At 68.2% G+C, this 26929-nt stretch carries 25 protein-coding genes, 1 tRNA gene and 1 pseudogene; 16 read left to right on the plus strand and 11 right to left on the minus strand.

Features of this window, described 5'->3' with window-relative positions:
• Positions 1-158 precede the first annotated feature (158 nt).
• The 5 genes from pstS (at position 159) to ACI2K6_RS11485 (ending at position 5386) form a co-directional block, all read left to right on the plus strand.
• Positions 159-1268, plus strand: a complete 1110-nt coding sequence (pstS, locus tag ACI2K6_RS11465) for a phosphate ABC transporter substrate-binding protein PstS (RefSeq protein ID WP_404568674.1) — start codon at positions 159-161, stop codon at positions 1266-1268.
• Positions 1269-1347: 79 nt separating this feature from the next.
• On the plus strand, positions 1348-2301 hold the full coding sequence (gene pstC / locus ACI2K6_RS11470) for a phosphate ABC transporter permease subunit PstC (RefSeq protein WP_112617142.1): 954 nt from the start codon (positions 1348-1350) through the stop codon (positions 2299-2301).
• Between the two features lies 1 nt (position 2302).
• The gene (gene pstA, locus ACI2K6_RS11475; RefSeq protein ID WP_112617143.1) at positions 2303-3400 is read left to right on the plus strand and encodes a phosphate ABC transporter permease PstA; all 1098 of its coding nucleotides are present in this window, start codon (positions 2303-2305) and stop codon (positions 3398-3400) included.
• 19 nt (positions 3401-3419) lie between these two features.
• Positions 3420-4199, plus strand: coding sequence for a phosphate ABC transporter ATP-binding protein PstB (gene pstB / locus ACI2K6_RS11480; RefSeq protein WP_112617144.1), 780 nt, complete (start codon positions 3420-3422; stop codon positions 4197-4199).
• Between the two features lie 353 nt (positions 4200-4552).
• A complete protein-coding gene (locus ACI2K6_RS11485; protein ID WP_404568675.1) occupies positions 4553-5386 on the plus strand; it encodes a type IV toxin-antitoxin system AbiEi family antitoxin domain-containing protein in 834 nt (277 codons plus the stop codon).
• Positions 5387-5428: 42 nt separating this feature from the next.
• Here ACI2K6_RS11485 and ACI2K6_RS11490 read toward each other — a convergent pair whose 3' ends face one another.
• From ACI2K6_RS11490 to sigK, 4 genes are all read right to left on the minus strand, one after another.
• Positions 5429-6313: an aminodeoxychorismate lyase gene (locus tag ACI2K6_RS11490; RefSeq protein ID WP_404568676.1), complete on the minus strand. Its 885-nt coding sequence runs from the start codon at positions 6311-6313 to the stop codon at positions 5429-5431.
• 338 nt (positions 6314-6651) lie between these two features.
• A complete protein-coding gene (locus tag ACI2K6_RS11495) occupies positions 6652-7290 on the minus strand; it encodes a hypothetical protein (protein WP_036306059.1) in 639 nt (212 codons plus the stop codon).
• Positions 7291-7409: 119 nt separating this feature from the next.
• The gene (locus tag ACI2K6_RS11500) at positions 7410-8261 is read right to left on the minus strand and encodes an anti-sigma factor domain-containing protein (RefSeq protein ID WP_404568677.1); all 852 of its coding nucleotides are present in this window, start codon (positions 8259-8261) and stop codon (positions 7410-7412) included.
• A complete protein-coding gene (sigK, locus tag ACI2K6_RS11505) occupies positions 8258-8857 on the minus strand; it encodes an ECF RNA polymerase sigma factor SigK (RefSeq protein ID WP_274178682.1) in 600 nt (199 codons plus the stop codon). The genes ACI2K6_RS11500 and sigK overlap by 4 nt, the downstream gene beginning before the upstream one ends.
• A gap of 245 nt (positions 8858-9102) precedes the next feature.
• On the opposite strand from sigK, the gene ACI2K6_RS11510 reads away from it, so the two are divergent.
• The gene (locus tag ACI2K6_RS11510) at positions 9103-9774 is read left to right on the plus strand and encodes a fasciclin domain-containing protein (RefSeq protein WP_404568678.1); all 672 of its coding nucleotides are present in this window, start codon (positions 9103-9105) and stop codon (positions 9772-9774) included.
• Between the two features lie 188 nt (positions 9775-9962).
• A tRNA-Lys gene (locus ACI2K6_RS11515) sits at positions 9963-10035 on the plus strand.
• Between the two features lie 17 nt (positions 10036-10052).
• Here ACI2K6_RS11515 and ACI2K6_RS11520 read toward each other — a convergent pair.
• Together ACI2K6_RS11520 and ACI2K6_RS11525 are read right to left on the minus strand one after the other, a co-directional pair.
• A complete protein-coding gene (locus ACI2K6_RS11520) occupies positions 10053-10787 on the minus strand; it encodes a hypothetical protein (RefSeq protein WP_404568856.1) in 735 nt (244 codons plus the stop codon).
• Positions 10687-11109 (minus strand): annotated as a pseudogene (locus ACI2K6_RS11525) (MFS transporter); the annotation flags it as partial. The gene ACI2K6_RS11520 and the pseudogene ACI2K6_RS11525, both read right to left, overlap by 101 nt.
• Here ACI2K6_RS11525 and ACI2K6_RS11530 point away from each other — a divergent pair.
• Entirely contained in the window at positions 11069-11575 is a 507-nt protein-coding gene (locus tag ACI2K6_RS11530) for a LysR substrate-binding domain-containing protein (RefSeq protein WP_404568679.1), read from the plus strand. The pseudogene ACI2K6_RS11525 and the gene ACI2K6_RS11530 sit on opposite strands and share 41 nt — an antisense overlap.
• A gap of 42 nt (positions 11576-11617) precedes the next feature.
• Here the strand turns inward: ACI2K6_RS11530 and ACI2K6_RS11535 are convergent, their stop codons facing one another.
• Positions 11618-12715, minus strand: coding sequence for a LacI family DNA-binding transcriptional regulator (locus ACI2K6_RS11535; protein ID WP_274178686.1), 1098 nt, complete (start codon positions 12713-12715; stop codon positions 11618-11620).
• A 196-nt stretch (positions 12716-12911) separates the two neighbouring features.
• Here ACI2K6_RS11535 and ACI2K6_RS11540 point away from each other — a divergent pair, with 196 nt between their 5' ends.
• The 3 genes from ACI2K6_RS11540 to ACI2K6_RS11550 are packed head-to-tail and all read left to right on the plus strand — an operon-like array spanning position 12912 to position 15885.
• Complete coding sequence (locus tag ACI2K6_RS11540; protein ID WP_274178687.1) at positions 12912-13871, plus strand: carbohydrate ABC transporter permease; 960 nt, start codon at positions 12912-12914, stop codon at positions 13869-13871.
• Positions 13871-14764: a carbohydrate ABC transporter permease gene (locus ACI2K6_RS11545; RefSeq protein WP_274178688.1), complete on the plus strand. Its 894-nt coding sequence runs from the start codon at positions 13871-13873 to the stop codon at positions 14762-14764. Before ACI2K6_RS11540 ends, ACI2K6_RS11545 begins: the two co-directional genes overlap by 1 nt.
• Positions 14765-14796: 32 nt before the next feature.
• Complete coding sequence (locus ACI2K6_RS11550; RefSeq protein ID WP_404568680.1) at positions 14797-15885, plus strand: glycosidase; 1089 nt, start codon at positions 14797-14799, stop codon at positions 15883-15885.
• Positions 15886-16030: 145 nt separating this feature from the next.
• On the opposite strand, the gene ACI2K6_RS11555 is transcribed toward ACI2K6_RS11550, so the two are convergent.
• Together ACI2K6_RS11555 and ACI2K6_RS11560 are read right to left on the minus strand one after the other, a co-directional pair.
• On the minus strand, positions 16031-20344 hold the full coding sequence (locus tag ACI2K6_RS11555; protein WP_404568681.1) for a polysaccharide lyase family 8 super-sandwich domain-containing protein: 4314 nt from the start codon (positions 20342-20344) through the stop codon (positions 16031-16033).
• 138 nt (positions 20345-20482) lie between these two features.
• A complete protein-coding gene (locus ACI2K6_RS11560) occupies positions 20483-21787 on the minus strand; it encodes a sugar ABC transporter substrate-binding protein (RefSeq protein ID WP_274178691.1) in 1305 nt (434 codons plus the stop codon).
• Positions 21788-22235: 448 nt separating this feature from the next.
• Between ACI2K6_RS11560 and ACI2K6_RS11565 the strand changes: the two genes are divergently transcribed.
• From ACI2K6_RS11565 to ACI2K6_RS11575, 3 genes are all read left to right on the plus strand, one after another.
• Complete coding sequence (locus ACI2K6_RS11565) at positions 22236-23891, plus strand: catalase (RefSeq protein ID WP_404568682.1); 1656 nt, start codon at positions 22236-22238, stop codon at positions 23889-23891.
• Between the two features lie 77 nt (positions 23892-23968).
• Positions 23969-24310 carry an Lsr2 family protein gene (locus ACI2K6_RS11570; RefSeq protein ID WP_269267624.1) on the plus strand — a complete coding sequence of 114 codons (342 nt, stop codon included), beginning with the start codon at positions 23969-23971 and terminating at the stop codon, positions 24308-24310.
• A gap of 78 nt (positions 24311-24388) precedes the next feature.
• A complete protein-coding gene (locus ACI2K6_RS11575) occupies positions 24389-24613 on the plus strand; it encodes a hypothetical protein (RefSeq protein ID WP_404568683.1) in 225 nt (74 codons plus the stop codon).
• A 75-nt stretch (positions 24614-24688) separates the two neighbouring features.
• On the opposite strand, the gene ACI2K6_RS11580 is transcribed toward ACI2K6_RS11575, so the two are convergent.
• Both ACI2K6_RS11580 and ACI2K6_RS11585 read right to left on the minus strand, forming a co-directional pair.
• Positions 24689-24928, minus strand: a complete 240-nt coding sequence (locus ACI2K6_RS11580; protein WP_274178694.1) for a hypothetical protein — start codon at positions 24926-24928, stop codon at positions 24689-24691.
• A gap of 20 nt (positions 24929-24948) precedes the next feature.
• The gene (locus tag ACI2K6_RS11585) at positions 24949-25317 is read right to left on the minus strand and encodes a VOC family protein (RefSeq protein ID WP_404568684.1); all 369 of its coding nucleotides are present in this window, start codon (positions 25315-25317) and stop codon (positions 24949-24951) included.
• A 59-nt stretch (positions 25318-25376) separates the two neighbouring features.
• Here ACI2K6_RS11585 and ACI2K6_RS11590 point away from each other — a divergent pair, with 59 nt between their 5' ends.
• Both ACI2K6_RS11590 and ACI2K6_RS11595 read left to right on the plus strand, forming a co-directional pair.
• Complete coding sequence (locus ACI2K6_RS11590; protein ID WP_404568685.1) at positions 25377-25880, plus strand: MarR family winged helix-turn-helix transcriptional regulator; 504 nt, start codon at positions 25377-25379, stop codon at positions 25878-25880.
• Positions 25881-25884: 4 nt separating this feature from the next.
• A complete protein-coding gene (locus tag ACI2K6_RS11595) occupies positions 25885-26922 on the plus strand; it encodes a YdcF family protein (RefSeq protein ID WP_404568686.1) in 1038 nt (345 codons plus the stop codon).
• Positions 26923-26929: the final 7 nt, after the last annotated feature.

The following is a 26929-nucleotide window of genomic DNA, read 5'->3' on the forward strand; positions in this document are numbered from 1 at the left end:
GCGCGCGATGATCCCCCGATAGCCGCGTCTTTCCGGGGCTGGGGAGCGCCGTTCACCTTCTGTTCACCCCCACAGCGCACTCTCGTAAGGGACGGTGTCTACCGTTCGGGACGAACCTGCACCGGGTTCTCGTCATCAACATGCGAAGGATTCACACAGTGAAGCTCTCCCGACTCGCCCAGCTGGGCGCCGTGGCCGCCGTGGCCTCTCTTGCCCTCGCGGGCTGCGCTGCGAACGAAGGCGGCGCTCCCGACGTCGGCGCCGGCTCGAGCGACTCCTCGGCCCCCTCCCTCGAGGGCAACCTCGTCGGTGGCGGCGCCTCGTCGCAGGAGGTCGCCGTCCAGGCCTGGACCCAGGGCCTGCAGACCGCCAACCCCGGTCTCACGATCGACTACGACCCCTCCGGCTCGGGCACAGGACGCGAGTCGTTCCAGGCCGGCGCCGTTCAGTTCGCCGGCTCGGACCGCGCGTTCAAGACCGACGAGATCACCGCCGGCCCGTTCGAGGCGTGCGCCGAGGGCTCCGACCTCGTCGAGCTCCCGACCTACATCTCGCCGATCGCCGTCGTCTTCAACATCGACGGTGTCGACTCGCTCAACCTCGACGCCATGACGCTGGCGAAGATCTTCGCGGGCCAGATCACGACGTGGAACGACCCGGCCATCACGGCCCTCAACGAGGGTGTCGAGCTGCCCGCGACCGCGATCACCCCGGTTCACCGCTCCGACAAGTCGGGCACCACCGGCAACTTCACCGACTACCTCGGCAAGACCGCTCCCGACGTCTGGACCGCCGGTTCGGTCGAGGAGTGGCCGGCCCTCGGCGGCGAAGCCGCTCAGGGTACGTCGGGTGTCATCTCGGCCGTCGAGGGCGGCCAGGGCACCATCGGCTACGCCGACGCCTCGCGCGCCGGCGACCTCGGCACCGTCGCGATCAAGGTCGGCGAGGAATTCGTCGAGTACTCCCCCGAGGCTGCTGCCGCGATCGTCGACGCCTCGCCCGAGGAGGAGGGTCGCGCCGCCACCGACATCGCGATCAAGCTCGACCGCACCAGCACCGAGGCCGGCGTCTACCCGATCGTGCTCGTGAGCTACCTCATCGGCTGCGCCGAGTACAAGGACGCCGCGACCGCTGAGATGGTCAAGGGCTTCTTCAGCTACGCCGCGAGCGCCGAGGGCCAGGATGCCGCGGCATCCGCTGCCGGCTCCGCTCCGATCTCGGAGACCCTGCGCACGCAGGTGACCGAGGCCATCGAGGCCATCAAGTAATACGCTCCGGGTGCCCGGTCCGGTTTGCGCCGGACCGGGCACCTCGCGCGGTTCCCGTCCGTCGCACAGAATCGAAGCCATGACCACCACACCCGAGGTCACCCGCACCGGAGCCCCGAAGGCCAAGACCCGAGCGGGCGACCGCTGGTTCTCCGGCACGGCGCTCTTCGCCGGCTCGATGATCCTCGTGACCCTCGCCGCGGTCGCGATCTTCCTGGTCATCCAGTCGCTCCCCGCCTTCGTCGCCACCAACGAAGACGCCTCGATCCTGCCCGACAACTTCTGGTCGTACGTCGGGCCGCTCGTCTTCGGCACCGTCTGGGCAGCCGCGCTGGCGCTGCTCATGGCCGTGCCGCTGTCGCTCGGCGTCGCCCTCTTCATCTCGCACTACGCCCCGCGCCGGCTGGCTCAGGCCCTCGGGTACGTCGTCGATCTGCTCGCGGCCGTTCCCTCCGTGGTCTTCGGCCTGTGGGGCATCGGCGTACTGGCACCGGCCGTGCAGCCGATCTACAGCTGGTTCGTCGACAACGTCGGGTGGTTCCCGCTCTTCAACGGTCCGGTCTCGAGCACGGGCCGCACGATCTTCACGGCATCCGTCGTCCTCGCGGTCATGGTCACCCCGATCATCACCGCGATCTGCCGCGAGATCTTCCTCCAGACCCCGACCCTGCACGAAGAGGCCGCGCTGGCCCTCGGGTCGACGCGCTGGGAGATGATCCGGATGGCCGTCTTCCCCTTCGCCCGCAGCGGCATCGTCTCGGCCGCCATGCTCGGCCTCGGGCGAGCACTCGGCGAGACCATGGCCGTCGCCATGGTCCTGTCCGTGTCCGGCGGGGTCACGTTCGCGCTCTTCACGTCGGGCAACCCCTCGACGATCGCGGCGAACATCGCTCTCACCTTCCCCGAGGCCTACGGGACGAACGTCAACGTCCTCATCGCCACGGGCCTCATCCTCTTCGTCGTCACCTTCGCGGTGAACGCGGTCGCGCGCTACATCGTGAGCCGCCGCAAGGAATTCTCGGGGGCCAACTGACATGACCGCGACTCTCACTCCCCCGAGCACGTCGGCGCGCAGCGCTTCGACGAGCCTCACCACGGGGCACCTGCCCAAGTGGGGGCCTTGGGCGATCCTCGGCGCCTCGCTCGTGGTCGTCGGCATCTTCTTCGGCGTCATCGCCGCGGCATCCGGCGATGCGCTCAACGTCCCCGGATGGCTGATCCTGTCGGCCGTGGCATACCTCGTGCTCATCACGGCGGTCTCGGCCGCCGTGGAGGGCCGCCGCAAGTCGGTCGACCGCCTGGTGACCGGGGTCGTCACCGTCGCGTTCCTCATCGCGATGGTGCCGCTCGTCTCGGTGGCCTTCACCGTCATCACGCTCGGCGCTCCCAGCTGGAGCGGCGAGTTCTTCAGCTCGTCGATGCGTAACGTCGTCGGTGAAGGCGGCGGCGCGCTGCACGCCATCATGGGCACGGTCCTGATCACTCTCGCCGCAGCTGTGATCTCGATCCCGATCGGCATCTTCACCGCGATCTACCTCATCGAGTACGGCCAGGGGAAGCGTCTGGCTCAGGGCATCACGTTCCTCGTCGACGTCATGACGGGCATCCCGTCGATCGTCGCGGGCCTGTTCGCCTACGCCCTGTTCGCGCTCTTCCTCGGCCCCGGCATCCGCCTGGGCATCATGGGGTCGGTCGCACTCGCGGTGCTGATGATCCCGGTCGTCGTCCGCTCGACCGAGGAGATGCTGCGTCTCGTCCCCAACGAGCTGCGCGAGGCGTCGTACGCGCTCGGTGTGCCCAAGTGGCTCACGATCGCCAAGGTCGTGCTCCCCACCGCCATCGCCGGTATCACCACCGGTGTGATGCTCTCGATCTCGCGCGTCATCGGCGAGACCGCCCCGCTGCTGATCACCGCCGGCTTCACGGCATCCATGAACTACGACCTCTTCAACGGTCGTATGCAGACCCTGCCGGTCTTCACCTACACCCAGTACATGAACCAGGGCATCCCCGCCGAGGCCTTCGTCGGCCGCGCCTGGGCTTCGGCTCTGACCCTCATCGTCATCGTGATGCTGTTGAACCTCGTGGCGCGCCTGATCGCCAAGTTCTTCGCACCCAAGACCGGCCGCTGACCCGAAAGAAGAAACCTCCGTGTCCAAGAGCATCGAAGTCAACGACCTCAACGTCTACTACGGCGACTTCCTCGCCGTCGAGGGTGTCTCCCTCGACATCGAACCCCGCAGCGTCACCGCCTTCATCGGCCCGTCGGGCTGCGGCAAGTCGACCTTCCTGCGCACCCTGAACCGCATGCACGAGGTCATCCCCGGCGCTCGCGTCGAGGGCAGCGTTCTGCTCGATGGCGACAACCTGTACGGACCCGGGGTCGACCCGGTGCTCGTGCGCCGTCAGGTCGGGATGGTGTTCCAGCGGCCGAACCCGTTCCCGACCATGTCGATCCGCGAGAACGTGCTGGCCGGCGTCAAGCTCAACAACCGTCGCATCTCGAAGTCGGACGCCGACGCGCTCGTCGAGAAGTCGCTGCGCGGCGCGAACCTCTGGAACGAGGTCAAGGACCGCCTCGACAAGCCCGGCTCCGGCCTCTCGGGCGGACAGCAGCAGCGTCTGTGCATCGCTCGCGCGATCGCGGTCTCGCCCGACGTGCTGCTGATGGACGAGCCCTGCTCGGCCCTCGACCCGATCTCGACGTTCGCGATCGAGGAGCTCATCCAGGAGCTCAAGAGCGACTACACCGTCGTCATCGTCACGCACAACATGCAGCAGGCGTCGCGCGTCAGCGACAAGACCGCGTTCTTCAACATCGCCGGAACCGGCAAGCCCGGCAAGCTCATCGAGTACGACGACACGACGTCGATCTTCACCACCCCGTCCGTGCAGGCTACCGAGGACTACGTCTCCGGCCGCTTCGGGTGAGTCGAGCCCCCGGCTCGTCGTGGGCCGGGTCCGGCAAGGGCCGGGATGCAAGGGATCGTGCGCGACGCGCCGGTGCGAGGACTCCTCGCCCGGCGCGTCGCCGTTTCCGCCTTGCATCCCGGTGCGGCGGGCTGCGTCGGGCGTTCGGGCGGCCGTCGTGCCCGGATGCAAGGGATCCGTGCCGGCACCCCGGTGAGGATGCCGTTCGGGCGGGGTATCGCATCGGATCCCTTGCATCGCGGAACGGGGCCGGCGGGTGGGCCGGTTCCTGCACGCGGCACCGAGCACCCGAGCAGTGCACAGAACGAGCCATGTGGCCCGCGGACGGGCTCCGGGCCGGCGACGGTGAGGAGATGTGCGAGTCGCGATCGGTCTTCACGACCCGGGAGCTCCGGGCCGACGGGCTGACGCGTCGCGAGATCACCGCGGCGGTCGATTCCGGCCGTCTCAGCCGCATCCGGATCGGCATGTACGCTTCCCCCGGCGCGCGCGCCTCGGCCCGAACCATTGCAGCGCACGGCGGCTCGATGGCATGCGTGACGGCCGCGAGGCATCACGGCCTCTGGACCCTCGATGACGACGACGAACCGCACGTATGGCTGAAGACCGGCCAGCGAGCCCACCACGACGGGTCCTGCGGGTGCATCGAGCACTGGGACCGAGATGCACGTGACGCGGCATCCGGTCCTCTTCCCCTCCGGCAGGTGTTGCGCCAGATCCTCGGATGCCGCGGCCCTGAGCGCTTCGTCACGCTCGAATCCGCGCTGCGACAGCGCCGCCTCACGAGGGACGACCTGCGGTGGCTCCGCCGGCACACCCATGCCCGCGGCCGGGAGGCGCTGCGCCTCGCTCGAACGGATGCTGACAGCGGACTCGAGTCGCTCCTGCGGTGGCGTCTACGGAAGCACGGCCTCCGGGTGAGGACGCAGGTCTCCGTCTTCGGAGTCGGCGTCGTCGACGCGCTGATCGGCGACCGGCTCATCGTCGAGCTCGACGGCAGGGCCAATCACCACGGCGAGGCGAAGCGCCACAAGGACCTCACTCGCGACGCGAACGCTGCCTCATGGGGTTACGTGACACTGCGCTTCGACTACGCGCTCGTCGGCCACGACTGGGAGCTCGTCGAGTCCGCCGCCCTCGGCGCCCTGCGCTCCCACCCGAGCCTGCAGCTCGCGGCATCCGCCTGATGCCCACTCCACACCCTCGGCCTTGACCGCCGAGACCGGGGGTCAGTCGCGCGGCGAGAGCAGGTAGGCGTTGAGGGATGCCGTGAACTCGGCGTCCATGTCGAGAGCGGCGCCGTCGAGCTCGATGATGGGAGCCGCGAGCCGGACGCTCGACACCAGCCATGCGGCATCCGCTCGTCGCAGCTCGTCGACCGGAATCGTCTCGTACGCCGTCTCGAAGCCGCGCTCCGCGAGGTGCTCGAACAGGCTCAGCTGCGTCGTGCCGTGCAGGATCCCGCCGTTGGGCGCCGGGGTGACGAAGGTGTCGTCGCGCCGCAGGATGAGCGATGCCGTCGGCGCCTCGAGCACGAACCCGTCGGAGCTGATGAAGATCGCATCGTCGGCTCCCCGCCGGTGCGCCTCGCGCAGGGCGGCCATGTTCACGGCATACGACAGGGTCTTCGCCCCCAGGAGCAGCCACGGAGCCTGCGCGGGCGCGTCGATGGCGTAGCCGCGGTCGAGCGTCACGACGCGGATGCCGCTCGTGCGCGGCTCGCTGAAGTCCGCCGCGGCCGCTGCCGTCGCCCACGCCGTCGGGGTCGGTCCGTGCTCGATGCCGCGGCTGAGGATCAGCTTCACGACTCCCTCTCCCGAACCGCATTCGGATGCCGCGACAGCCACGGCCGCCCGCCACTGGGCGATGTTCGGCGCCGGCAGGTCGCAGAGCTCGGCGGAGTGCGCCAGACGCTCGAGGTGCGCCTCGACCTCCTGGGGATGGCCGTCGACCACGCCGATCGACTCGAAGATGCCGTCGCCGCGCTGGGTACTGAGCTCCCCCACCGTCAGCGCCGGGGCCGCGGGATCGACCGCGGTGAAGGTCGACGCGAGGTCCGACCGGGTGTCATCCGCCGCGAGCGGGTCGATCATCAGCGCGAAACGCAGTGCCATGCGCCGAGCCTACGACGCGCCCGGTGCCGGGATGCACGACATCCTGCGCGACACCCCGGTACGGATGCCGCTCCCCCGGCGCGTCGCCCGCGATCCCTTGCATCGCGGCCCGCCCGCCGCCGCCCGCGAGCCCCCTCCAGCACCGGCCGACCACCGGTTTTGTCTACCCCGGGAATGCCCACGTCCGAGGCTCCGTTAGACTGTATGTGCCGGGCCGCAGTAACCCCGGGCTCCATCTTCAGCCGCTGCGAGCGGCCACGCGCCGAGAGGCGTTCTGCGGCCCGGCACTTCTCTTTTCCGGGGTCTTTGCCGGCTTTTCTCCGGACGCCGGCGCTACCTCAGGTGAGAGCCTCGCGGCGCCACAGCCCCGCGCACGAGCCCAGGTCGTCGGCGTACGTGCTCAGGCGCAGGGCGCGTGCGGTCAGCGCCGACGAACGGTCGGGTTCGCTGACGTCGTGGTCGTCGGCCACCGAGGTCGCTCCGGCGGATTGCACCCGGCAGAACGACGCGGCGCGTTCGAGCGCGACCGCGAAGTCGCCGCGGAAGACGCCGCGCATGATCACGTCGATGAGGGCCACGAGCTCTTCCGGCCCCGCCGGTGTGGGAGCCCCCGCGATCACTTCGTCGGCAGAACGCAGCACGACCCGTCCGCGTTCATAGAGCAGCGCGGCGGTGCGCGGGTCGCGGTGGATCATCAGCTGCAGGAGGTACAGCCGCCAGAGCGCGCCCGGCAGCGACTTCGCGGGCGATCGCGACCACAGCTCGGCGACGGTGTCGATGCCGTGCTCGGCGGTGAATCCGACGAGGCGGTCGACCACGGCGTCGCTCGGGTCTTCGCGCACCCGCGACAACAGGGCACCTGCCGTCGCGTGGGCGACGCGAGACACCTCCGCCGGATCTTCGCCCGCGAAGTGCCGATCGAACTCGTCGGCGGGTCGCCGAACGGGCTTGTGGTAGTCCCGGGATCCGTCCGTCATCATTCCAGGCTAAGCGAGAGCGGCAACCCTCCGGCCCTCGCGGGCACAAGCTGGAAACGACGAAACGGCCGGCCCATGCGGGGCCGGCCGTTCCGCTGCCGGATAACGGGGTCGGGCAGTCAGGCGCTCGTCGGGATGGCGACGATGGGGTCGGTGGTGGGCAGGCCACTGGGCGACCCGCCGCTCTGCTCGATGGTGAGGGCGATGACGTCCTCAGGCTGCATGTCACCCTCGAGAAGCATGGCGGCCGAACCGTCACTCGATTCGAACGCGCCCGCCGGGATCGGCGCGCTGCCGCGCACGAACCATGCCTCGTACGACTGGTCGTCGGCGATCTCGGGCAGGCCTTCGGCGACGAGTACGACGCCGTCGACGCTCGGCGACCAGTGGACCGTGGCTTCGCCGCCGTCGCCCAACTGCGCGGTGCTCGACTGCGCGTCGCCGGAGCGCTCGATCTGCGCGAGCACACTCTCGGCGGACGGAGAGCGCATGTCCTGCGTCAGGGTGCCGACGCCCCAGCCGATGCCGACGAGCAACGCGATCGAAGCGGTCAGTGCGAAGAGGCTGCGCGTCCAATTGCGACGCTGCACCAGCTGCACTTCCTCGGTCACGGGAGAGCCGACGGAGTAGCCGGATGCCGCGGCCCGCGGGTCGTCGTCTTGGAGCTCGTCCGCCGGGTCGGCGATGTCGTCTTCGTGGCGCGGCGCTTCGACGGGTGCGGACGTCTCGGCCTGCGGCTCGACGGCGTCGGACGCACCGATCTGCGCGAGCAGGCTCGCTTTCAGGCCGGGCGGGGGCGTCACATCGGCGACACCTTCCGACAGCAGAGCCGCCGCTTCGGCATCCGCCTCGACCAGGGGCATCCACTCGGGGTGCGCGTCGAGGGCCTCGCGATAGGCGAGCTCGTCCTCAGGCGACAGCGCTCCGAGCGCGTACCCTGCCGAGAGCTCGGCGAATGTCTGTTCGTTCACGATGTCACCCCCATTGCACTACGGAGCTTGGTCAATCCATCACGCATCCGTGTCTTGATCGTTCCGAGCGGCGCTCCCACCAGCGCTGCGATCTCGCTTTGACTGTAACCCCCGTAGTAGGCGAGGGTGATGGCCTCTCGTTGCGCCTCGGGTAGAGAGCTGAGAGCCCGAGCGACGCGCCGTCCTTCGATGCGCAGCTCCACCTGTTCGGCGACGCCTTCGGGCTGTGTCGCCATCTCTCGGTAGCCCGCACGTACATCGCGATCGCTGCTCGCCTGCGACGACCGGACTCGGTCTACCGCTCGGCGGTGGGCGATCGTGAGAACCCACGATCTTCCTTGCCCCTTCTTCGGAGCGAACGTCGAAGCGGATTGCCACACCTCGAGGAAGACCTCCTGGAGCACTTCCTCGCTCTGCGCGCGGTCGACCAGCACGCGCAGGATGAGTCCGAAGACCCGCCCCGACAGGGTGTCGTACAGGCGGGCGAAAGCACTGTGGTCACCGTCGGCGCAACGCTGGATCAGCTCCGCGACGTGATCCGTCGACGGCCCGTCGTCGGGCACGTCCATTCCATCTATGACCATCGCTACCAGCATGCCGCATCCTCCGACCTGTTCCCGGATGCAGCGCCGACCTGTTATCGGTTCTCTACCTGCCGCACTTCGCGGCCACGGCCGTCACGGCATCCGTGTCGCCCTTCTTCGTATGAGAGGGGTGCTTCGGATGCCTGAAAACTCGGTTTCGAACTTTCTTGAACTTTTTCCGATCCGATCGGTGGGGGCCTCCGAAGAACCCTCGACGCCGGGGACGGACCCACGGCGGAGAACACACGGAGGCAATCATGCTCAGCACCAAGAAGAAGTTCACTGCTGCCCTGGCCCTCGGCTTCGCCGGAGCCCTCGCTCTGTCGGCCTGCTCGTCGGGATCGGGTGGCACCATGACCGAGGAGACCGAGGCCCCCTCGTCGTCCGCCGCTCCCATGGAGACGGCTTCGCCCGACGCTTCGATGGACCCGGCCGCCAACCTCGTCGGCCCCGGCTGTGCCGACTACGCCGCAGCCGTTCCGGACGGATCCGGCTCGGTCGCCGGCATGGCTCAGGACCCGGTGGCCACCGCAGCCTCGAACAACCCGCTGCTCACCACCCTCGTCGCCGCCGTCAGCGGACAGCTCAACCCTGACGTCGACCTCGTCGACACGCTGAACGGTGACGAGTTCACCGTCTTCGCTCCCGTCGACGACGCTTTCGCGAAGATCGACCCCGCCACCATCGAGTCGCTGAAGACCGACTCGGCGACCCTCACGTCGATCCTCACCTACCACGTCGTGCCCGGCCAGATCGCGCCCGACGAGATCGACGGCACCCACACCACCGTCAACGGTGCCGACCTGACCGTCACCGGCTCGGGCGACAACATCATGGTCAACGACAGCGCCGCGGTCATCTGCGGTGGCGTCACGACGGCCAACGCCACGGTCTACCTCATCGACACGGTGCTGATGCCCCCGATGTGACCCGAACAGCCGCGGTGAGGGGTTCCCGCGGCACGGCCTCGGTATCTCCGTGGCCGAGGCGAAGCCGCCGGTGCGAGCACACCGGCGGCTTTGTCGTGCCCGGACGGATGTCGGCGGGTCGGGATGTCGGCGGGCGCCGGGGTCGTCGGTTCGGAGCCTCCCCCGCGGCTACTAAGCTGGGAAGCTCAGGGCCTCTAGCTCAGTCGGTAGAGCATCGGACTTTTAATCCGCGGGTCGTGGGTTCGAGCCCCACGGGGCCCACCGTAAACTCCCCCGCATCAGCGGACGACACCGCTCCCGCGAGTCGGTCCGCGCCCGACGATGCCGACAAAGCCCGCGCCCAGCGCGAGTGCACTCGCCGACAACAGCAGGGCGACCACCCCGACGCTCTTGATGACCCATCCGCCCGCCGCGGCACCAAGCGCGATCGCAGCGGTGAAGACGCCGACATACACACCGGTGACGTGCTCGCTACGATCAGGCTCTGCCGCCGTCATCCACAGCTGCCCACTGACGGACAAGCCGCCGTAGGCCGCTCCCCACAGTGCGACCGCGATACCGGCGACGACCCCGCTCCCGCCGAAGAAGGCGAAGACCACCAGAGCGACCGTGATGCCGCCCGAAAGAAGCAACACCGTGACGACGGGGCGCCGGCCCGCCGCGAATCCGGCAGTTAAGTTTCCAATCAGTCCGAAGACGCCGTAGAGCAAGAGCAGCCCTGCGATGGATGTCGCCGTGAGGCCGGACAGCGTCTCGAGGGCGGGTCGGATGTAGGTGTACGCGGCGAAGTGCGCCATCACGACCAGACCGACGACGATGAGCCCGGTGATGACGCTCGGACGCGCGAGCGACCGGCGCGGCCCCGGCGCGGTCCCCCCCCGGTCGGCCCAGCACCGGCAGCAGAAAGATGAGCCCGGCGGCGACGAGGACGGCCAATGCGGCGAGCACTGCGAACGCGACCCGCCAGCCGAAGGCGTTCCCCACGACGGTACCGAGCGGCACGCCGAGCACAGACGCCGACGCGACGCCGCCGAGTGCGAAGGAGACCGCCAGGGCGACACTGCGCGGCGCCACCAGGCGCGCAGCGATAGCCGACGCCATGCCCCACACCACGCCCATCCCGATGCCGAGGACGACACGCGCGATCATCAGCATCGCAAAGCCGTCCGCGACGGCCGTGAGGACGTTCCCGAGGGCCAGCACGATCATCGCCGCCGCGAGGACCTTTCGGCGATCACGGTCGCCCAACAGCCGCGGAGCGAGCGGGGATGCGACCGCGGACAACAGCCCCGCGGTGATCGCCGAGCTCCCTGTCCACGAGCCCGAGCTCACCATCGGATTCTCCTTCCCACCGCAAGACCAGTTCGTCGCGATCAACGCCGACCACCCGCTCGCCGGACGCCAGGCGCTCGATCTGGAGGATCTCGCCAGCGTGAACTTGCTGCACCGCCTCGGCGATGCACCGGACTACTGGAAAGCCGCACGCACACCGGCGACCACCCCGGCCGGCACACCCATCTCGTCGTCGGCCGGGATCACCAGCGTCGGCCAAGGAATGAGCCTGGTCGCGTCCGGCCCGCACGCCATGCTCGTGTGTCGGCCGCTCGTCGAGAAACACCAGCGCAGCGACATCCGCTTCGTCGCCGTCCGCGGGCTCGAGGAGACCAGTCAGATCGCCCTCGTGTGGCGCTCCGACCGCACGACTCCCGCGCTCCGAGCGCTCGCGAGCCTTCTCGACAGGGCCGCGCGGCCCGAGCATGCTGCCGTCACACCCTCGAGCGTGCCCGCGCGTATCGCCTGACGACCCGGGGCGTTGGGGAACGGAATGCCACGAAGAACGCGGTCAGCGCTGCACTCGGGCCGTGCTTGCACGGACCACGAACTCCACCGACGGCAGCTGCACGGCCTCAGGTTCTTCGCCTTCAACCAGAGCGACAAGCGCATGCGCACATGCTCTACCCCAGGCGATCACGTCCTGACGCACCGTTGTCAGGGGCGGCACGATGTACGGCGCGAGCGGGATGTCGTCGAACCCGACGATCGACAAGTCACCAGGCACGGTCAGCCCGCGGTCGATGGCGGCCGACATCCCGGCGATGGCCATCAGGTCGTTGGCGTAGACGATCGCCGTCGGAGGATCCGACAGATCAAGTAGCTCGTGGGTCGCCGAGGCCCCCGCCGCACCGGTGAAATCGGCGCTGACAGCAGGCCCGGGGGGCAGCCCCAGGTGCGCCATCTCCTGCTCCCAGGCCTGCCGGCGGACGTGGGAGTGGATGTAGCGGTCCGGGCCGCCGACATGCGCGATCCGTCGGTGCCCGAGGGCACTCAGGTGGCGCACGGCGCGCCGCACGCCAGCGGCGTCGTCCAAGCCGATGGGCGCTATGTCGCCACTCGCGGGACCAGCTGGCCCGACCATGACGAACGGCATGCCGAGGCGCGTCAACTCATCGGGACGGGTGTCGTCCATACGCAGGTCGCCGAGGAAGACGCCATCCACCCGCGACTCGCGCGCGAAGCTGACATACGCCGCGTGCTCGGCATCTTCGCTCTCGACCACCTGGAGCATGAGCGCATAGCCGATGCCCGACAGGCCGCTCTCGACGCCAGCGATGAACTGCGGAAAGAAGGGGTCGGTGCTGAACAGCTCGGGCTCGCGACGCACGACGTAGCCCAGAGCCTGCGCACGGCTGCGCGAGAGGGCACGCGCACGCGAATCAGGGCGCCAGTCGAGATCGGCCGCAGCCTGCAGGATGCGCTGACGAGCGGTGTCGCCCACACCGCCGCGTCCATTGAAGACGAACGACACGGCGCTCTTCGATACGCCCGCGCGCGCGGCGACGTCGCCGATGGTCACCTTGCGCTCCCGATGCTCGCCGCGGGAGGGGCGGGGCCGGCCCTCGGGGCTCTGCGAAGCAGCCGGGCCTGGCGGGGGCGTGGTCATCGCTCCATCATAGCGCGCGTTTTAGCGCTCTTTTAGTACGGATCGACCGCGTTGATCCGCGTTCTGGTGCGGCGGCGACGCGTTCGCGCCCGGGAGTTGACCTACGGGAGACAAACCGGTTTACTACCATCGTCGGGATGCCTGCCGTCCACCCAATACCGACGGCGCACGCGACTCGAGAATGAGGAGTGCCGCGATGACGCGCGTAGCAGACAGGGTCTCCGATCCGACCGGCGTCGTCTCGCCCCGGACGACCGCAACACCGCGACGGAAGCGACGAGTGCATCGCTGGCTCGGCGAGAATCCGATCGGCCTGCTGTTGAGCAGCCCCTATGTCGCCTTCGTCGTCGTCGTCTTCCTCGTGCCGTTCTGTTTCGGCATCTGGATGTCGTTCCACGAGTTCTTCTTCACCGCCCCCGGCGTCGCGGTCCCGCATCCGTTCGTCGGATTCGACAACTTCGCCACGGTGCTCGCCGACAGCCAGGTGCGGCAAGCGTTCCTGAACCTGCTGATCTTCCTCGTCATCAACGTGCCGCTGACGGTCGTGCTCGGTCTGCTGCTCTCGAGCGGCCTCAACGCCGTCGTGCACTGGAAGGGTTTCTTCCGCGTCGCCTACTACATCCCCTACGTCACCGCGTCGGTCGCGACGATCGCCGTGTGGATCTTCTTGTTCAACGGCAACGGCGTCGTGAACGCGCTACTCGGCAGCCTCTCTCCCGACCCGACATGGCTCGCGAATCCGACGATCATCATGCCGCTGATCGCGGTGTACGTGACGTGGAAGAACCTCGGCTTCTACATCCTGCTCTATCTGGCCGCACTGCAGAACGTGCCCGAAGAGCAGTACGAGGCCGCGCAGCTCGACGGTGCCGGCCGCTGGCAGCGCTTCCGCTCGGTCACCCTGCCGGGAGTGGCTCCGGTGACGTCACTGGTCATTCTGCTGTCGATCATCACGACCGGCCAGATCTTCACCGAGCCGTACCTGCTCACCGGCGGTGGGCCCAACGGCGCCTCGCTGACACCGGCTCTGCTCATGTACCAGAAGGGCATCCAGCAGGGGCAGCCCGACATCGCCGCCGCGATCGGCATGATCCTCGTCGTGGCCGTGATGCTCGTGTCGCTCGTGTCGCGACGCCTGACGGAGAGGAAGAACTGATGACCACCGAGGCTTCCCTTCCCACAGACGCACGAAGGACGCGCGCCGGAAAGCCCGGCGGTACGCGTGTCCTCGCCGCGCTCCGCTTCGGCGCGCTCGGCGTCGGCGCCCTCGCCGCGCTCGTCCCCTTCTACTACATGGTCATCGGGGCGCTGCAGCGCGAACGCGACACCAGCCTGTTCGGCCTGCTCCCGCTTCCGGGCAACCTGACGCTCGACAACTTCACCGAGGTCAACGAGTCGATCAATCTGCTGCGCTCGCTCGGCAACTCGCTGATCATGACGGCCGGTGTCGTCGGCTGCACCCTCGTGTTCGGCCTGCTCGTCGGCTATGCGCTGTCGATCCTCCAGTTCCGCGGTCAAGGCCTCGTGTTCGCCCTCGTGCTGCTGGTGCAGGCGATCCCCTTCCAGCTGCTGATGATCCCGCTTTACGTCATGGTCGTGCGCTACTTCAACCTCGCCGACAACTACATCGGCATGATCTTGCCGTTCGCGATCAACTCGGTCGCGGTTCTGATCTTCCGCCAGTATTTCCTGCAGATCCCGAAAGAAATCTTCGACGCCGCTCGCATCGACGGGGCGAGCGAGATGCGCATCCTGCGCTCGATCGCGGTGCCCCTCGTGCGCCCCGCAGTGCTGACCGCCATGCTCGTGACCTTCATCGGGCCGTGGAACGAGTTCCTGTGGCCCTTCCTGGTCACCAAGAACGCCGACCTGCAGACCCTCGCCGTGAGCCTGGCCAACTTCTCGCAGTCCAACGGCACCTTCCTCGCCAACCCGATGGGTGCCGTACTCGCCGGAGCCTGCGTACTGGCCGTGCCGGTCGTCGTGCTGTTCCTGCTCTTCCAGCGCCATTTCACCTCGGCGAACCTCGGGTCCGCCGTCAAGGGCTGACGCAGCCCGTCCCTCCGAATGAAAGACACACGATGACCACTCATTCCCCCGTGGAATCGATGACCGACGTGCCGTACGCGCTGCGCCGGATCGGCACGATCATGACCTCCGACGTGAACGATCCGTTCGAAGTCGAAGGCGTGCTCAACCCCGGCACCGCCTGGGGCCCCGATGGAGAGCTGTACCTCTACCCGCGCATCGTCGCCGAGGGCAACGTGTCGCGCATCGCGCGCGCCCGCGTCGTCGTCGACGACGGCGAGCCGGTCGCGGTCGAGCGCCTCGGCGTCGTGCTCTCGCCCGACGAGGGATGGGAGTACGGCGCGAGCAACGCCGGCGTCGAGGACCCGCGCATCACGTTCGTGGAGCCGCTCGGTCTGCACGTGATGACCTACGTCGCCTACGGCCCGCTCGGTCCGAAGTCGGCCATGGCCGTGTCGACCGACACCGTCACGTGGCGTCGACTCGGACCCGTGCGATTCGCGTACCAGCCCGAACTCGACTCAGACCTGAACCTGTTTCCCAATAAAGACATCGTGTTCTTCCCGGACGCCGTTCCGGGCCCCGATGGCCGCCCGAGCCTCGCGGTGCTGCACCGCCCCATGTGGGACCTCGATTGGTTGCGCGACGGCGAAGGAGCGCGCCCTCCGGCGGGCATCGACGACGACCGCCCCTCGATCTGGATCGGGTACATCGACCTCGAGGCTGCGACACGCGACCTGTCGGCGCTCACGCACATCGAGAAGTCCGAGATGATCGTCGCGCCGGAGGCCTGGTACGAGAGCGCGAAGATCGGCGCCGGCCCCTCCCCGCTCCGCGTTCCCGAAGGCTGGCTGCTGCTGCACCACGGCGTCTCGGGCGCGCAGCCGAAGGGGTTCGAGCTCGCACACGGCTCGAAGTACGCCGCGGGCGCCATCATCCTCGACGCGGCGGACCCACGCCGGATCATCGCGCGCTCGTCCGAGCCGCTGCTCGCGCCCGAGGTCGCAGAAGAGGTGTCGGGCACGCTCGGCAACGTCGTCTTCCCGACGGCCATCGAGACCATCGGCGGGCGCGACTTCGTGTTCTACGGCATGGCCGACTCGTCGATCGGCGTCGCAGAGCTGCGGCGCACGACCGACTGATCCGCACCGCGAACCGAGCCGCGCACGACGGAACCCCCTTCCATCGGGAGGGGGTTCCGTCGTGTGCGCACTCGGGCACCTGCGGGTCGCACAGACGAGTGCGGCCGGTACCCCGCAGGGCTCCGGCCGCACTGTCGCTCCGGGTTCAGCCGCGGTTTCGACGAGCGCCGCGCACCGCGGCGGCTCCCGCTACCAGCAGCGCCCCGGCGATGCCGATCGCCCACATGACGCCCGCGATCTGCCCGCCCGTAGCCGACAGCTCACCGTCGCGGTCGGGGTCCCCGGCGGACGGCGGGCCGGCGGGGTCGCCACCCGAACCGCCGCCTGCGCCGCCGTCCGAGCCACCGCCCGTGCCGCCATCCGAGGGCGCAGCGGCGACCGTGACCACCAGCGACGCGACATCCGTCTCGCCCTGCATCGCGACGAGCGTGTGCTCCCCCGGTGCGACATCGGCAGGCACCGTCGCCCTCAGCTCGAACGCCCCGTCGGCATCCGCGATGACTGCCCCCAGGTCGACAGGCGTCGAACGTAGCTGCACCATGTACTCGGCGCCGCCTTCGAACCCGGTGCCGACGACGCTGATCGGCGACCCGGCCCCCACCTCGCCCGACACCGACAGCGTCGGGGTCGCGGGTGCTTCATGGACGAGCAGCCCATCGATCGCCGCACGGAGCGCCGCGGCCCGAGCATCCGCCGTCTGCTGCGAGATGCCCGCGGGCGCCCGCAGCACCGCCTTCGCGGCCTCGAGGGCCGGAAGCAGCGATTGCCAGCTCTCGGCGGTGTACTGCGTGCTGTCGAGCGCGTTCGCCCGCTCGACCAGCGTCTGAAGCTCCGCGGTCGAGATGGCGATGCTCACGCTCGACCAGACCGGCTCGTCGCCGTTGGCGTGCAGCAGCAGCACCGGCGTCGACCCCGACCGGCCCGTTGCCAGGTCGAACTCGATCCGGCCGTCGGCCGTCACGCGGGCGTCGCCGTCGACGGTCGCGACCGCAGCGTCGAGCGGGTACGCCGAGAACGTGTCGTCGTCGTCGAGCGGGGTGATGGATGCCGCGACCACCGCGGTGCTGTCCGCCTCGGCGGTCACCGACTCGGACAGCGACGCGAAGTTGTACCCGCCGTACAGCTCGAGCTCGAAGATCGACATGCCGTAACGAGTGACGGGCAGCCCCTCGACGCGCACGTAGCGCACTTCGGTGTCGGCGAAATCGACGACGTTGCGCAGCTCGGCCGATGTCTTCTGCACCCGCGCGAGCTCGCTCCACGTCGCGCCGTCGATCGATCCCTGCACACGGTAGTCGTTAGACGTCGCCGCCTCCCACGTGATGACCGCCTGGTTGACCGTGCGCTCAGCACCCAGGTCGACCTGCAGCCAGCGCGGAGTCGTATACGGCGCGTTCTGTCGCTGCGACGCCCACCGGGTCGTCGTGTTGCCGTCGGTCGCGTACTGAGCGGCGAGCGCATCGCTGAACTGCGAGTCGGCTGTCGTGTCCTTGCCGAGGGCGAGATTCTCGCGCCCCGCGGGCGCTGCGTTCGCCGAGACGATCAGGTCATCGGGGAACACCTCGAACTCCCACAGCGAAACGCCGTATTGCGAGGCACTGCGTGCCGACGCCTGCATCCGGACGTACCGGGCGTCTGCGTCGATCTCGAGCACGTCGACGCCCCCGTCGCTGCCGGCTTCCGGGGTGGTGTAGACATCACGCCACGACGCGGCGTCATCGGAGACCTGGATGCGGTAGCGGGTCGCGTACGACGCTTCCCACCAGAGCCGCACCGCTCCGATCGGCTGCACCGACCCCAGGTCGACCTGCGTCCATGCGGTGTCCGACAGGTTCGAGCTCCACCGGGTGGCCATGTTGCCGTCGGTGATGCTGCCGATCGCGCTGCCTCCCGACGCGGTCACCGACCGGCCGAGGGCGATGTTGCGCGTCGAGCTGACCTCGAACTCCGCGACTCCGTACGACCCGTCGCCGACGCTTTCGAGCATCAGCAGGCGCACGTAGGTGGCCGCCTGCGGCGCGAACTCGACCGAATCCGTACCACCGTCGCCGTCCTGCACGACCCGCTGATCGACCCAGGTGCGGCCGTCGAGAGATGTCTGCAGCAGGTAGCGCTCGGCCGCGGCATCCTCCCACTCGATCGTGGCCCCTGTGACGAACGACCCGACGCCGACATCGGCGGTGAGCCACTGCACACCGGCCTCGCTCGATCGCCACGCGGTGCCGGCGTCACCATCGCCCGCGAACGCGGCGTCGGACCCGGCCGCCGTGCTGCTGGCGGGAAATGGCGACGCAGCGCCGCCCTCGGAATCGGTCAGCGGCGCGGTCACCGTCTGTCCCAGATAGGCGCCCGAACCGAGCGCAAACGTGCCGCGCTGGCTCTTCTCCGCCCCGATGAGGTCTACCCGCACCAGGAGCGCCGGCTTATCAGGGTTTGCGAGGCTGACGACCGGAGAGTCGCCCGACTCGTCGAGGATGACGATCGCGGGCTGGTCGACGCGCAGCACGCGCCCGTCGCCGAGATCAAGGTCACCCGCTTCGTAGAACGTGGCCATCGTGCGCTCGAGCCCTGCGTGGCGCACCGCCTGCACCGACCTGTCGTTGCGCAGCGTTTCGACTGCGGGGGCGGCGGCATACGCGGCGACCTCGCCGGGGCCGGCCGCCGGCAGGACCGTGTACTCGTAGCTCGCATCCGTCGGCCGTACGCCGTGATCGAAGTAGAGCGTGAATGCGTCTCGCTCGACGACGTCTTCACCCACCCAGCTGCCGCTCTGCAGCTGGCGCGAGACACGCAGCGAGCCGTCGTCCGGCACGACGTAGCCGACCTGGTCGTTGTAGGCCCAGCGGGCGCCGTCGAGCGGCTGGTCCGCCGTGCCGGCCTCGATCGTCTCGCCACCCACCGAGGCGTTCGGCTTCGCGGACGCCTGGTTCACAACCGTGTGCACGGCGCCGTCCGACGTCGACCGGATGCCGGTGCCGAGAGCAACCATCTCGTCGTCGAAGTAGTAATAGCTCTTACTCGCCTTCGACGACGAACGATCGAGCGTGTACACGCTCGCACCGTACGTGCCGTCGGAGACACCGCCGGTGAAGCTGCCGCCGTTGCCGACGCGCCCGTTCGTGCCGCGCGTCTGTTCCTTGACGTAGGGAGCGGTCACTCCCGGGTAATGGAACCAGTCGAAGGCGGGCCCGAGCTCGAGGTACTCGCGACCGGACACCTGGATCGCGGTCGCGCCGGCGGAGTTCCAGTACACCTCGTTGCCGACTGCGGGGCGGAACGTCGACCGGTACTCGGCTCCGACGGTGCGGCTGGAGTTCAGGCGGGTGAAGATGCCGTAGTCATCGCGCAGGTGCGAGGAGAACTCCGAGCGCCAGAAATACTTGTTTCCGGTTACTCCGTTCCCGGCCGCCTCCCCGCGGATGTTGGCCGCGAGATCGCGGTACGCGGTGGCGTACAGAGCGTCGGTGCGCACCATCTGATCAAGCGGCTCGAGGAACTCGGCAGCGTAACCGGTGACACCGTCGACCGTCTTGGGCGGACGGTAGCCGAGATACAGCATCCCGACCTCGCCGCGGATCATCCATCGAGTGCCGTTGATGATGTAGAACGCGATCGTGTCGAGCTGCTCCCGGGTGAAGCCGAGGCTCGTCCCGCGTGCAGCATCCGCCCATATCGCGACGTTGGTGAAGAGGGCCATGCCGTAGCCCTCGCTGTACAGCTGGGCCTCGTGGGCCCAGAAGCTCGCATCGGGCTGCACCGCTTCGTTGACGTCACCGGACTCGTCGACTTCGACCGTCTCGACCATCGTGGCGAAGCCGGCGGTGATGTCCTCGAAGTTGCGGGTCGACACCGCCTCGAAGAGGTAGTTGGTCGTGCGCCACGCACCGTTAGCGCCGACGGGGTCGAGCTTGCCGGTGTTGTGCTCCTGCGCCGCGTCGAACGCCTCGCCCGACAGCTCATCGCCCACGAAGACTGCTATGCGGCCCATCACCATCGACTCGCCGATCTCGGTCTCCCACCAGTTCTGGTTGCCGGGGTCGACCCGATCCCAGTGCAGGAGGGCGCGATCGAGAGCTGCTATCAGTTCAGGGTCCTCGAACCCGGGGGCGTCGGGCGACCGGTAGGCCTGCGCCATCGCGAGCATGCGGTACAGGGCGATGTAGGCGGACCACGTCGAGCCGTTCGCGGAGCTCGTGCGGTCGGCGTAGTTCACGTCTGCCCACGAGCCGTCCTCGTTCTGCGAGGCGGCGTACTCCTGGGCCTCCGACGCGCGCGCGAGGTAGATGCCGTTGGCGATGATGATGTCATCGCCCTGCCCCAGGTAGTAGTCCTGCAGGCGGCTGACGATCGTGTCGACGTCGTCGTCGGGGGTGGCAGCAGCCGCCGGCGGAGCGATGAGGGCGCCGACGCCGAGCACCAGGGCGGTGATGGTCGCGGCGAGCGCGGTAAGAGATCTCAAGACGGCTCCTTCGGCCTGACGGGCGCAGCGGAGCGTCGGTACGCAGCACTGCGGAGATGGGGATGATGCAGGACGGCATGAACACCGTCGACGGAACGGAAAGGCCGGACGGAGGACACCCTCCGCCCGGCCTGGGAATCAGCCCTGCGAGGCGAGCTGGTCGATCGTGTCGGCTGCGCTCTGCATGGTCTCGTCGAGATCGGCGCTGCCGGTCTGCACCGCTGCGCCCCAGGCATCGCGGAAGGTCTGCCAGATCTCCGACGCGTTCGCGATGTTCGGCACGTCGACCGTCAGCGGCACCTCTTCGGCGAAGGTGGCGAGCAGCGGGTCACCGGCGAGATAGTCGGCGGCGACCTCGGTCAGGTCGGTGCGGATCGGGAACTGCCCCGTCGTCTCGAGCAGCGCCAGGTCGTTGTCTGCGTTCATCGAGAACTGGGTGAAGTCCCACGCGGTCTGCTTGTTCTCGCACGAGGAGTAGATGCCCACGTTCTTCGAGTCGCCGAATGTGTACGTCTCCGCGAGCGGAATGCCGTCGGCCGTGGGCAGCGGCACCACTCCGAACTCGACCTTGCCCTCGAACTGCGCGGCGCCCCAGGGCCCCGCGATACCCATCGCCGCGACGCCGTCGGCGAACGGGCCGGCCCAGGCGTCGCCGGAGTAGGCCTCGGCCGACGAGTAGCCCTCGGCGTAGAGCGTTTTCCAGAACTCGAGCGTCTCGAGTCCCTCCGGGCTCGTGAACGTCGCGGCCCCGTCAGCCACGAGCTGCTCACCGCCCGAGTTGGCCAGGAAGAAGGGGTAGAAGTCGAACAGGGCGTTCGTGTAATCACCGGATGCCGGCGGGTACAGCGCGAAGTCCGCCGAACCCGCGGTCTTGATCGCCGCCGCGGCGGCCAGCACGTCGTCGTACGTCGACAGGCTCGGGTTCTCGGCGTCCAATCCGGCCTGGGCGAAGGCCGTCTTGTTGTAGTAGAGCATGAACGGATTCGCCTTCCAGGGCACCTGGTACAGGTCACCGTCGGGCGAACGGAATCCGTCTGCGGCATCGCCCGAACGCTCGGTGATGAATGACTCACCGTCGTCGAACGTCTTCGAGATGTTGACCAGACCGCCCTGCTTCTGGAACGCGGGTACCGCAGCAGGCGCCGTGTTGTAGACGAGGCACGGCGTGTTACCCGCGGTGATGGCGGCCGCGATCGCGTCTTCGGAAGACTTGCCCGAGGGGATGGCCTCGGCGGTCACCTGCGCGTCGGGGTTCTCGGCGTTCCACGCGTCGACGACGGCCTCAGCCCACGCGATCTCCTGCTCGTTGGTCGAGTACCAGATCTTGATCGGGCCTTCGGTCAGCTCAGAGCCTGAGCCGGGACCGGTTCCGCCACCTGCGCAGGCGGTGAGCGGCAGGGCGACGGCGACGAGTGCGGCGGCCGAGACAACGGAACGCTTCATTGCGCGCTAACTCCTTCGTATGGCGCTGCCCGCGTCAGCGACGGAACTTCACTGTGATGCGGCTCCCGATGCGGTCATCGGCGACGACTTCTGCTCGCCGGAACGAGTTCGAAGTCGCGTCCTGCCATGATTCACGCGTGCGGGCCGCGTTCGTTGTGGCGTCGGATGCTGCACCTCTAGTAAACCGGTTTGGTCCGAGACATGTCAAGGTGCAATACACCGGCCCGAACCCCAACTAAAACGGTCTATCCCGAGCACGCCGGCGCGCCCGCGCATCAGGAGTCCCCTCGGTCGATTCGCCAGGACCTGCGCATGCCTGCAGGCCCAGAATCCGCGATTCGTGACGAGTCGACGATCGGGGCACCCCCGCAACCCCCTTCCGACCGCATCCGCTCCCCCGTAGCGTCGGCCGCATCCCCACGACGATGCGAACCATACGGAGGACGCGATGACCGATGTATCGAACCAGGGCCCGGCTGAGGGCGACGACCGTCCCGAGCTGACGACCCGACAGGGACACCCCGTCTACGACAACCAGAATCAGCGGACGGTCGGAGCTCGCGGGCCGGCGACGCTCGAGAACTACCACTTCCTCGAGAAGATCAGCCACTTCGACCGCGAGCGCATCCCCGAGCGGGTCGTGCACGCGCGCGGCTTCGTCGCTTTCGGCTACTTCGAGGCGACCGGGATGTGGGGCGACGAGCCCATCTCGCAGTTCACGCGCGCGAAGCTCTTCCAGGAGCCGGGCAAGCGCACCGACCTCGCCGTCCGGTTCTCGACCGTCATCGGCGGACGCGATTCGTCGGAGGCGGCGCGCGACCCGCGCGGCTTCGCCGTGAAGTTCTACACCGAAGACGGCAACTGGGATCTCGTCGGCAATAACCTCGGTGTCTTCTTCATCCGTGACGCGATCAAGTTCCCCGACGTCATCCACTCGCTCAAGCCCGACCCGATCACTTTCCGGCAGGAGCCGGCGCGCATCTTCGACTTCATGTCGCAGACGCCGGAGTCGATGCACATGCTCGTCAACCTCTTCAGCCCCCGCGGCATCCCGGCGAACTATCGCACCCAGCAGGGTTTCGGGGTCAACACCTACAAATGGGTCAATGAGCACGGCGAGACGAAGCTGGTCAAGTACCACTGGATCCCCTCGGTCGGCGTCAGCTCGATGACCGAAGCGGATGCCGCCGCCGTGCAAGCCGGTGATCTCGGTCACGCATCCCGCGATATGTACGAGGCGATCGAGCGCGGCGAGTATCCCGAATGGGAGCTCCAGGTGCAGATGATGGACGACCACGACCACCCCGAGCTCGATTTCGACCCGCTCGACGACACGAAGGTGTGGCCCGAGAACGAGTTCCCGCCGCGCGTGGTCGGCAAGATGGTGCTCAACCGGAACGTGTCGAACTTCTTCGCCGAGAACGAGCAGATCTCGTTCGGCACCGGCGTCCTCGTCGACGGCCTCGACTTCTCCGACGACAAGATGCTGGTAGGGCGCACGTTCTCGTACTCCGACACTCAGCGCTACCGCGTCGGTCCGAATTACCTGCAGCTGCCGGTCAATTCCCCGAAGAACGCATCGGTGGCGACGAACCTCCGCGATGGACAGATGGCGTACCACGTCGACAACGGCGGTGAGAATCCCCACGTCAACTACGAGCCGTCGATCACCGGCGGACTCCGGGAGGCCCAGTACCCGACCCACGACGAGCAGGGGCCGGAGATCGTGGGGCGGCTGACGCGCAAGCGGATCTCCCGGACCAATGACTACACGCAGGCCGGACAGCGGTACCTGCTGATGGAGGACTGGGAGCGCGATGACCTCGTGGCGAACTTCGTCGACCTGATCGGACAGGCCGCTCGCCCCGTCCAAGAGCGGATGCTCTGGCACTTCTACATGGTGGAGGACGACCTCGGCCGTCGCGTCGGCGAGGGCTTGGGAATCACGCTGGAAGAAATCAAGGACCTGCCGCCTCTGCAGTCGCAAACGCTCAGCGAGGACGAGCTCGAGCGACTGCGCAATCTCGGGCACAACGGCCCTCGCGACGTGGCAGGTCTTCAGATGACTCATTGCGTTCCCAATGCGCGCGCACAGGTGGCCTGAGCATCAGATAGCCACGACACGAAATACTGCGGTCACGTGGTGATGCAGAACGCCATCAAACCGTTAATATGTCAGCCATGGCCCGCAAACAAATCACCCAGCTCATCGACGATCTCGACGGAACCGTTCTCGAGAGCGGCGAAGGAAAGCAGATCACCTTCTCCATCGAGGGACGCGCTTACGAGATCGACCTCTCCGACGACAACGCCGAGAAGTTCTACAAGGCGCTGGCACCGTTCGTAGATGTCGCCCGCTCGATCCGCGCGAACACGCCTTCGCGTTCGCGGTCGTCTCGCGCGAACAAGAGCGACCTCGACCTGACGGCCGTCCGTGAATGGGCGCGCTCCAACGGTCACACCGTCAACGAGCGCGGCCGAGTTCCGGCATCCATCATCGAGGCTTACCGAGCCGCCAACTGACCGCATCCCTCGCAGAAATGGCTCAGGCACCTCCAGGCCTGAGCCATTTCTCGTTCTCCCCGATGGACGGAGGATCCCATGACCGAGCAGCCATCCGGCGATAGCGAGAGCAAGAGCGGCGGCGTGAACGGGGTCGCGATCGGAATCGCGCTCGGCCTTCCGCTCGGCAGCGCCATCGGCATGCTCGCGTTCGACAACATCGCGCTCGGCGGCGCGATCGGCCTCTCCCTCGGGATCGTGCTGGGCGTCGCGGCCGACGCGCGTCGCCGCGATCAGTCGGATGACGCCGATGCCGGCGGCTGAACGCGCAGGTCACGGCCCCGCGCGGAAATCCCGGATGCGGTCACGCGGATGCGGCGAAGTCCTGCGCGGAGATGATCAATCGCGGGACGTCCGCGATGCTCGCCGCCGACGGATGCCGAAAATCAGCGCCACCACCCAGTAGAGCGCGAGAAATGGCGAGATGACGGCAAGCACGATGCGGATGACGTCGCCACCGTTGATCGCCCACGGAATCCAGATCGCCGACATCCCCACCCAGACGATCGTCTGCATGACGATGACGCCGAACGGGGTTGCGGCGGAGGCCGTTCCGATTCGCTGCCACAGACTCTGCACCCAGCGAACCTAACAGTCGATCAGGCCCGGTCGTGGAGCGTGACGTGGTACCCGTCGGGGTCGGCAAAGGTGAAGGTCACCCCGAATGGCCCGTCGACAGGCTCAGACACGATTCGGTGGCCGGCAGCAAGAAGTTCGCGGTGGATATCCTGCACGCCGGTCGCATGGAGCCACAGCGCGACGCCCTGGCCGGGCTGCTCGAGCGCGTCGAGGTCGACGCCGGGCATCGGGTCCCGCAGGGCGAACGCGATCGGCGTGGTGGAGAAGACGACGGCATGCGGCGGCCCCTGCGGCGATTGCTCGAGCCCGAGGAACCGCTCGTAGAACGCGTGGGCGGCCGCGAGATCGCGCACTTGGAGGGAGATGAAGTCGGGTCCGGTGACAGGCATGAGCAGATTCCTTTCGTATGTCAGTTATCTGACACATCCCACTATGTCAGAATACTGACATGAGTCAAGATCGCGACGGAATCGACCTCGAGACGTCGATGGGGTACCTCGTGAAGGAGGTATCGAGCGCCCTTCGATCGGCGATGGAAGACGTGCTGCGCCCGTTCGGCATGAACATCACCCACTACTCGTGCTTGGAGCTGCTCGCACAGCGCCCCGGACTGTCGAACTCCGAGCTCGCTCGGGGCACGTTCGTCACGCGACAGAGCATGAACGTCCTGCTGCAGACTCTGGAACGAGACGGCGAAGTCACGCGTGCGAACACGCCTGCAGCCGGCAAGGCACTGCCGACGGAGCTCACCGCGCGCGGGCGTGAACGACTGGCGACGGCGACGGCGGCGGTACGCGGAGTGGAACTGCGGATGCTGGCAGGGCTCGATGACACCGACAGGCTGACGACGTTCCGGGCGCTGCGGCGTATGGCGCGGTCTCTGCGGCAGCCCGGCGCCGTCGGCGACGAACCAGCGTCGGACCCGGCGTCTCATGCACGCTCTCTAGGCTGAGGTCGTGCCCGGCTTCTTCACACTCCTCTTCGCGGCGCTCGGCATCCTCCTCGCCGCCCGCGACCCCCGTCGAATGCTGCCCGGCGTCCTGCTGACGCTTGCAACGAGTGCGCTCGTGGCCGAGGTGGTGATCTTCATCCTCGGCGTCGGGCTCGTGGTGGCGACACTGACCGTTCCCGGGAACAGCGTCGTGTCGCTCGTGCTGATCTTCAGCATCCCCCTGCTCGCAGCGGTGGGACTCGGCGTCGCGCTGCTCGCCAACGGCGTGGTGATGATCCAGCGCGAAGGACGGTCGCTGGCGAACCGCCTCTCGCTCCTGGCCGGAGTCGGCGTCTTGGCCATCCTCGCGCTCGGCATCGTCGCCGTCACGGCGGGATGGTTCGAGCTCGCCGTCATCCTTCTGCTGCTCGCCGCTCCGATCGGCTACGTCGGCATGGGGTTCGTCGCCTACCTCTGCTGGTCGGCGGTGTACGCGCGCCTCGCGCGACGCGCGCCCGCGCCGGCAGCGATCGTCACCCTCGGGTCGGGTCTGCGCCGAGACGGGAGCGTGCCGCCGCTGCTCGCCCAACGCGTGGCGCTCGGGGTCGAGACCCTGCAGCGCTCCCCCGGCGCGATGCTCGTCGTCTCGGGCGGCCAGGGCGCAGACGAACCGCGAAGCGAGGCGGCGGCGATGGCGGAGTACGCCGGCGAGCTCGGCGCGCCCGCGAATCGGCTGCTCGTCGAAAGTGCATCTCGCACCACCGAGGAGAACCTCACACTGACCCGCGCGATCCTCGCAGAACGCGGCATCACCGGCCCGGTGCTCGCCGTGACGAGCGACTATCACGCGTTCCGCGCCGCGACGCTGCTGCGCACCCTCGGCATGCCCGGCCACGCGATCGGCGCGCGCACCGCCCGCTACTACCGGCCGAGCGCGTTGCTGCGCGAGTACCTCGCCCTGCTGCGCGACCACCTCGTGCTCAACGCCGTCGCGCTCGGCATCCTGATGCTGCCGCTCATCGCGTTCGTGGCGATCTCGCTGATCACTCTCTTCGCGGATTGAACGTCAT

Origin of the sequence: Microbacterium sp. NPDC006705 (assembly GCF_044903545.1) — a bacterium.
Classification (GTDB): domain Bacteria; phylum Actinomycetota; class Actinomycetes; order Actinomycetales; family Microbacteriaceae; genus Microbacterium; species Microbacterium plantarum.

What these genes read in the sequence shown, in the direction of transcription:
- ACI2K6_RS11565 (WP_404568682.1), top strand. Translation starts at nt 22,236, where the DNA reads ATGACCGATGTATCGAACCAGGGCCCGGCTGAGGGCGACGACCGTCCC.
- ACI2K6_RS11575 (WP_404568683.1), top strand. Translation starts at nt 24,389, where the DNA reads ATGACCGAGCAGCCATCCGGCGATAGCGAGAGCAAGAGCGGCGGCGTG.
- ACI2K6_RS11570 (WP_269267624.1), top strand. Translation starts at nt 23,969, where the DNA reads ATGGCCCGCAAACAAATCACCCAGCTCATCGACGATCTCGACGGAACC.
- ACI2K6_RS11490 (WP_404568676.1), bottom strand. Translation starts at nt 6,313, where the DNA reads ATGGCACTGCGTTTCGCGCTGATGATCGACCCGCTCGCGGCGGATGAC.
- ACI2K6_RS11550 (WP_404568680.1), top strand. Translation starts at nt 14,797, where the DNA reads ATGACCACTCATTCCCCCGTGGAATCGATGACCGACGTGCCGTACGCG.
- ACI2K6_RS11545 (WP_274178688.1), top strand. Translation starts at nt 13,871, where the DNA reads ATGACCACCGAGGCTTCCCTTCCCACAGACGCACGAAGGACGCGCGCC.
- ACI2K6_RS11535 (WP_274178686.1), bottom strand. Translation starts at nt 12,715, where the DNA reads ATGACCACGCCCCCGCCAGGCCCGGCTGCTTCGCAGAGCCCCGAGGGC.
- pstA (WP_112617143.1), top strand. Translation starts at nt 2,303, where the DNA reads ATGACCGCGACTCTCACTCCCCCGAGCACGTCGGCGCGCAGCGCTTCG.
- pstC (WP_112617142.1), top strand. Translation starts at nt 1,348, where the DNA reads ATGACCACCACACCCGAGGTCACCCGCACCGGAGCCCCGAAGGCCAAG.
- ACI2K6_RS11560 (WP_274178691.1), bottom strand. Translation starts at nt 21,787, where the DNA reads ATGAAGCGTTCCGTTGTCTCGGCCGCCGCACTCGTCGCCGTCGCCCTG.
- sigK (WP_274178682.1), bottom strand. Translation starts at nt 8,857, where the DNA reads ATGCTGGTAGCGATGGTCATAGATGGAATGGACGTGCCCGACGACGGG.
- ACI2K6_RS11590 (WP_404568685.1), top strand. Translation starts at nt 25,377, where the DNA reads ATGAGTCAAGATCGCGACGGAATCGACCTCGAGACGTCGATGGGGTAC.
- ACI2K6_RS11540 (WP_274178687.1), top strand. Translation starts at nt 12,912, where the DNA reads ATGACGCGCGTAGCAGACAGGGTCTCCGATCCGACCGGCGTCGTCTCG.
- ACI2K6_RS11510 (WP_404568678.1), top strand. Translation starts at nt 9,103, where the DNA reads ATGCTCAGCACCAAGAAGAAGTTCACTGCTGCCCTGGCCCTCGGCTTC.
- ACI2K6_RS11485 (WP_404568675.1), top strand. Translation starts at nt 4,553, where the DNA reads ATGTGCGAGTCGCGATCGGTCTTCACGACCCGGGAGCTCCGGGCCGAC.
- ACI2K6_RS11495 (WP_036306059.1), bottom strand. Translation starts at nt 7,290, where the DNA reads ATGACGGACGGATCCCGGGACTACCACAAGCCCGTTCGGCGACCCGCC.
- ACI2K6_RS11585 (WP_404568684.1), bottom strand. Translation starts at nt 25,317, where the DNA reads ATGCCTGTCACCGGACCCGACTTCATCTCCCTCCAAGTGCGCGATCTC.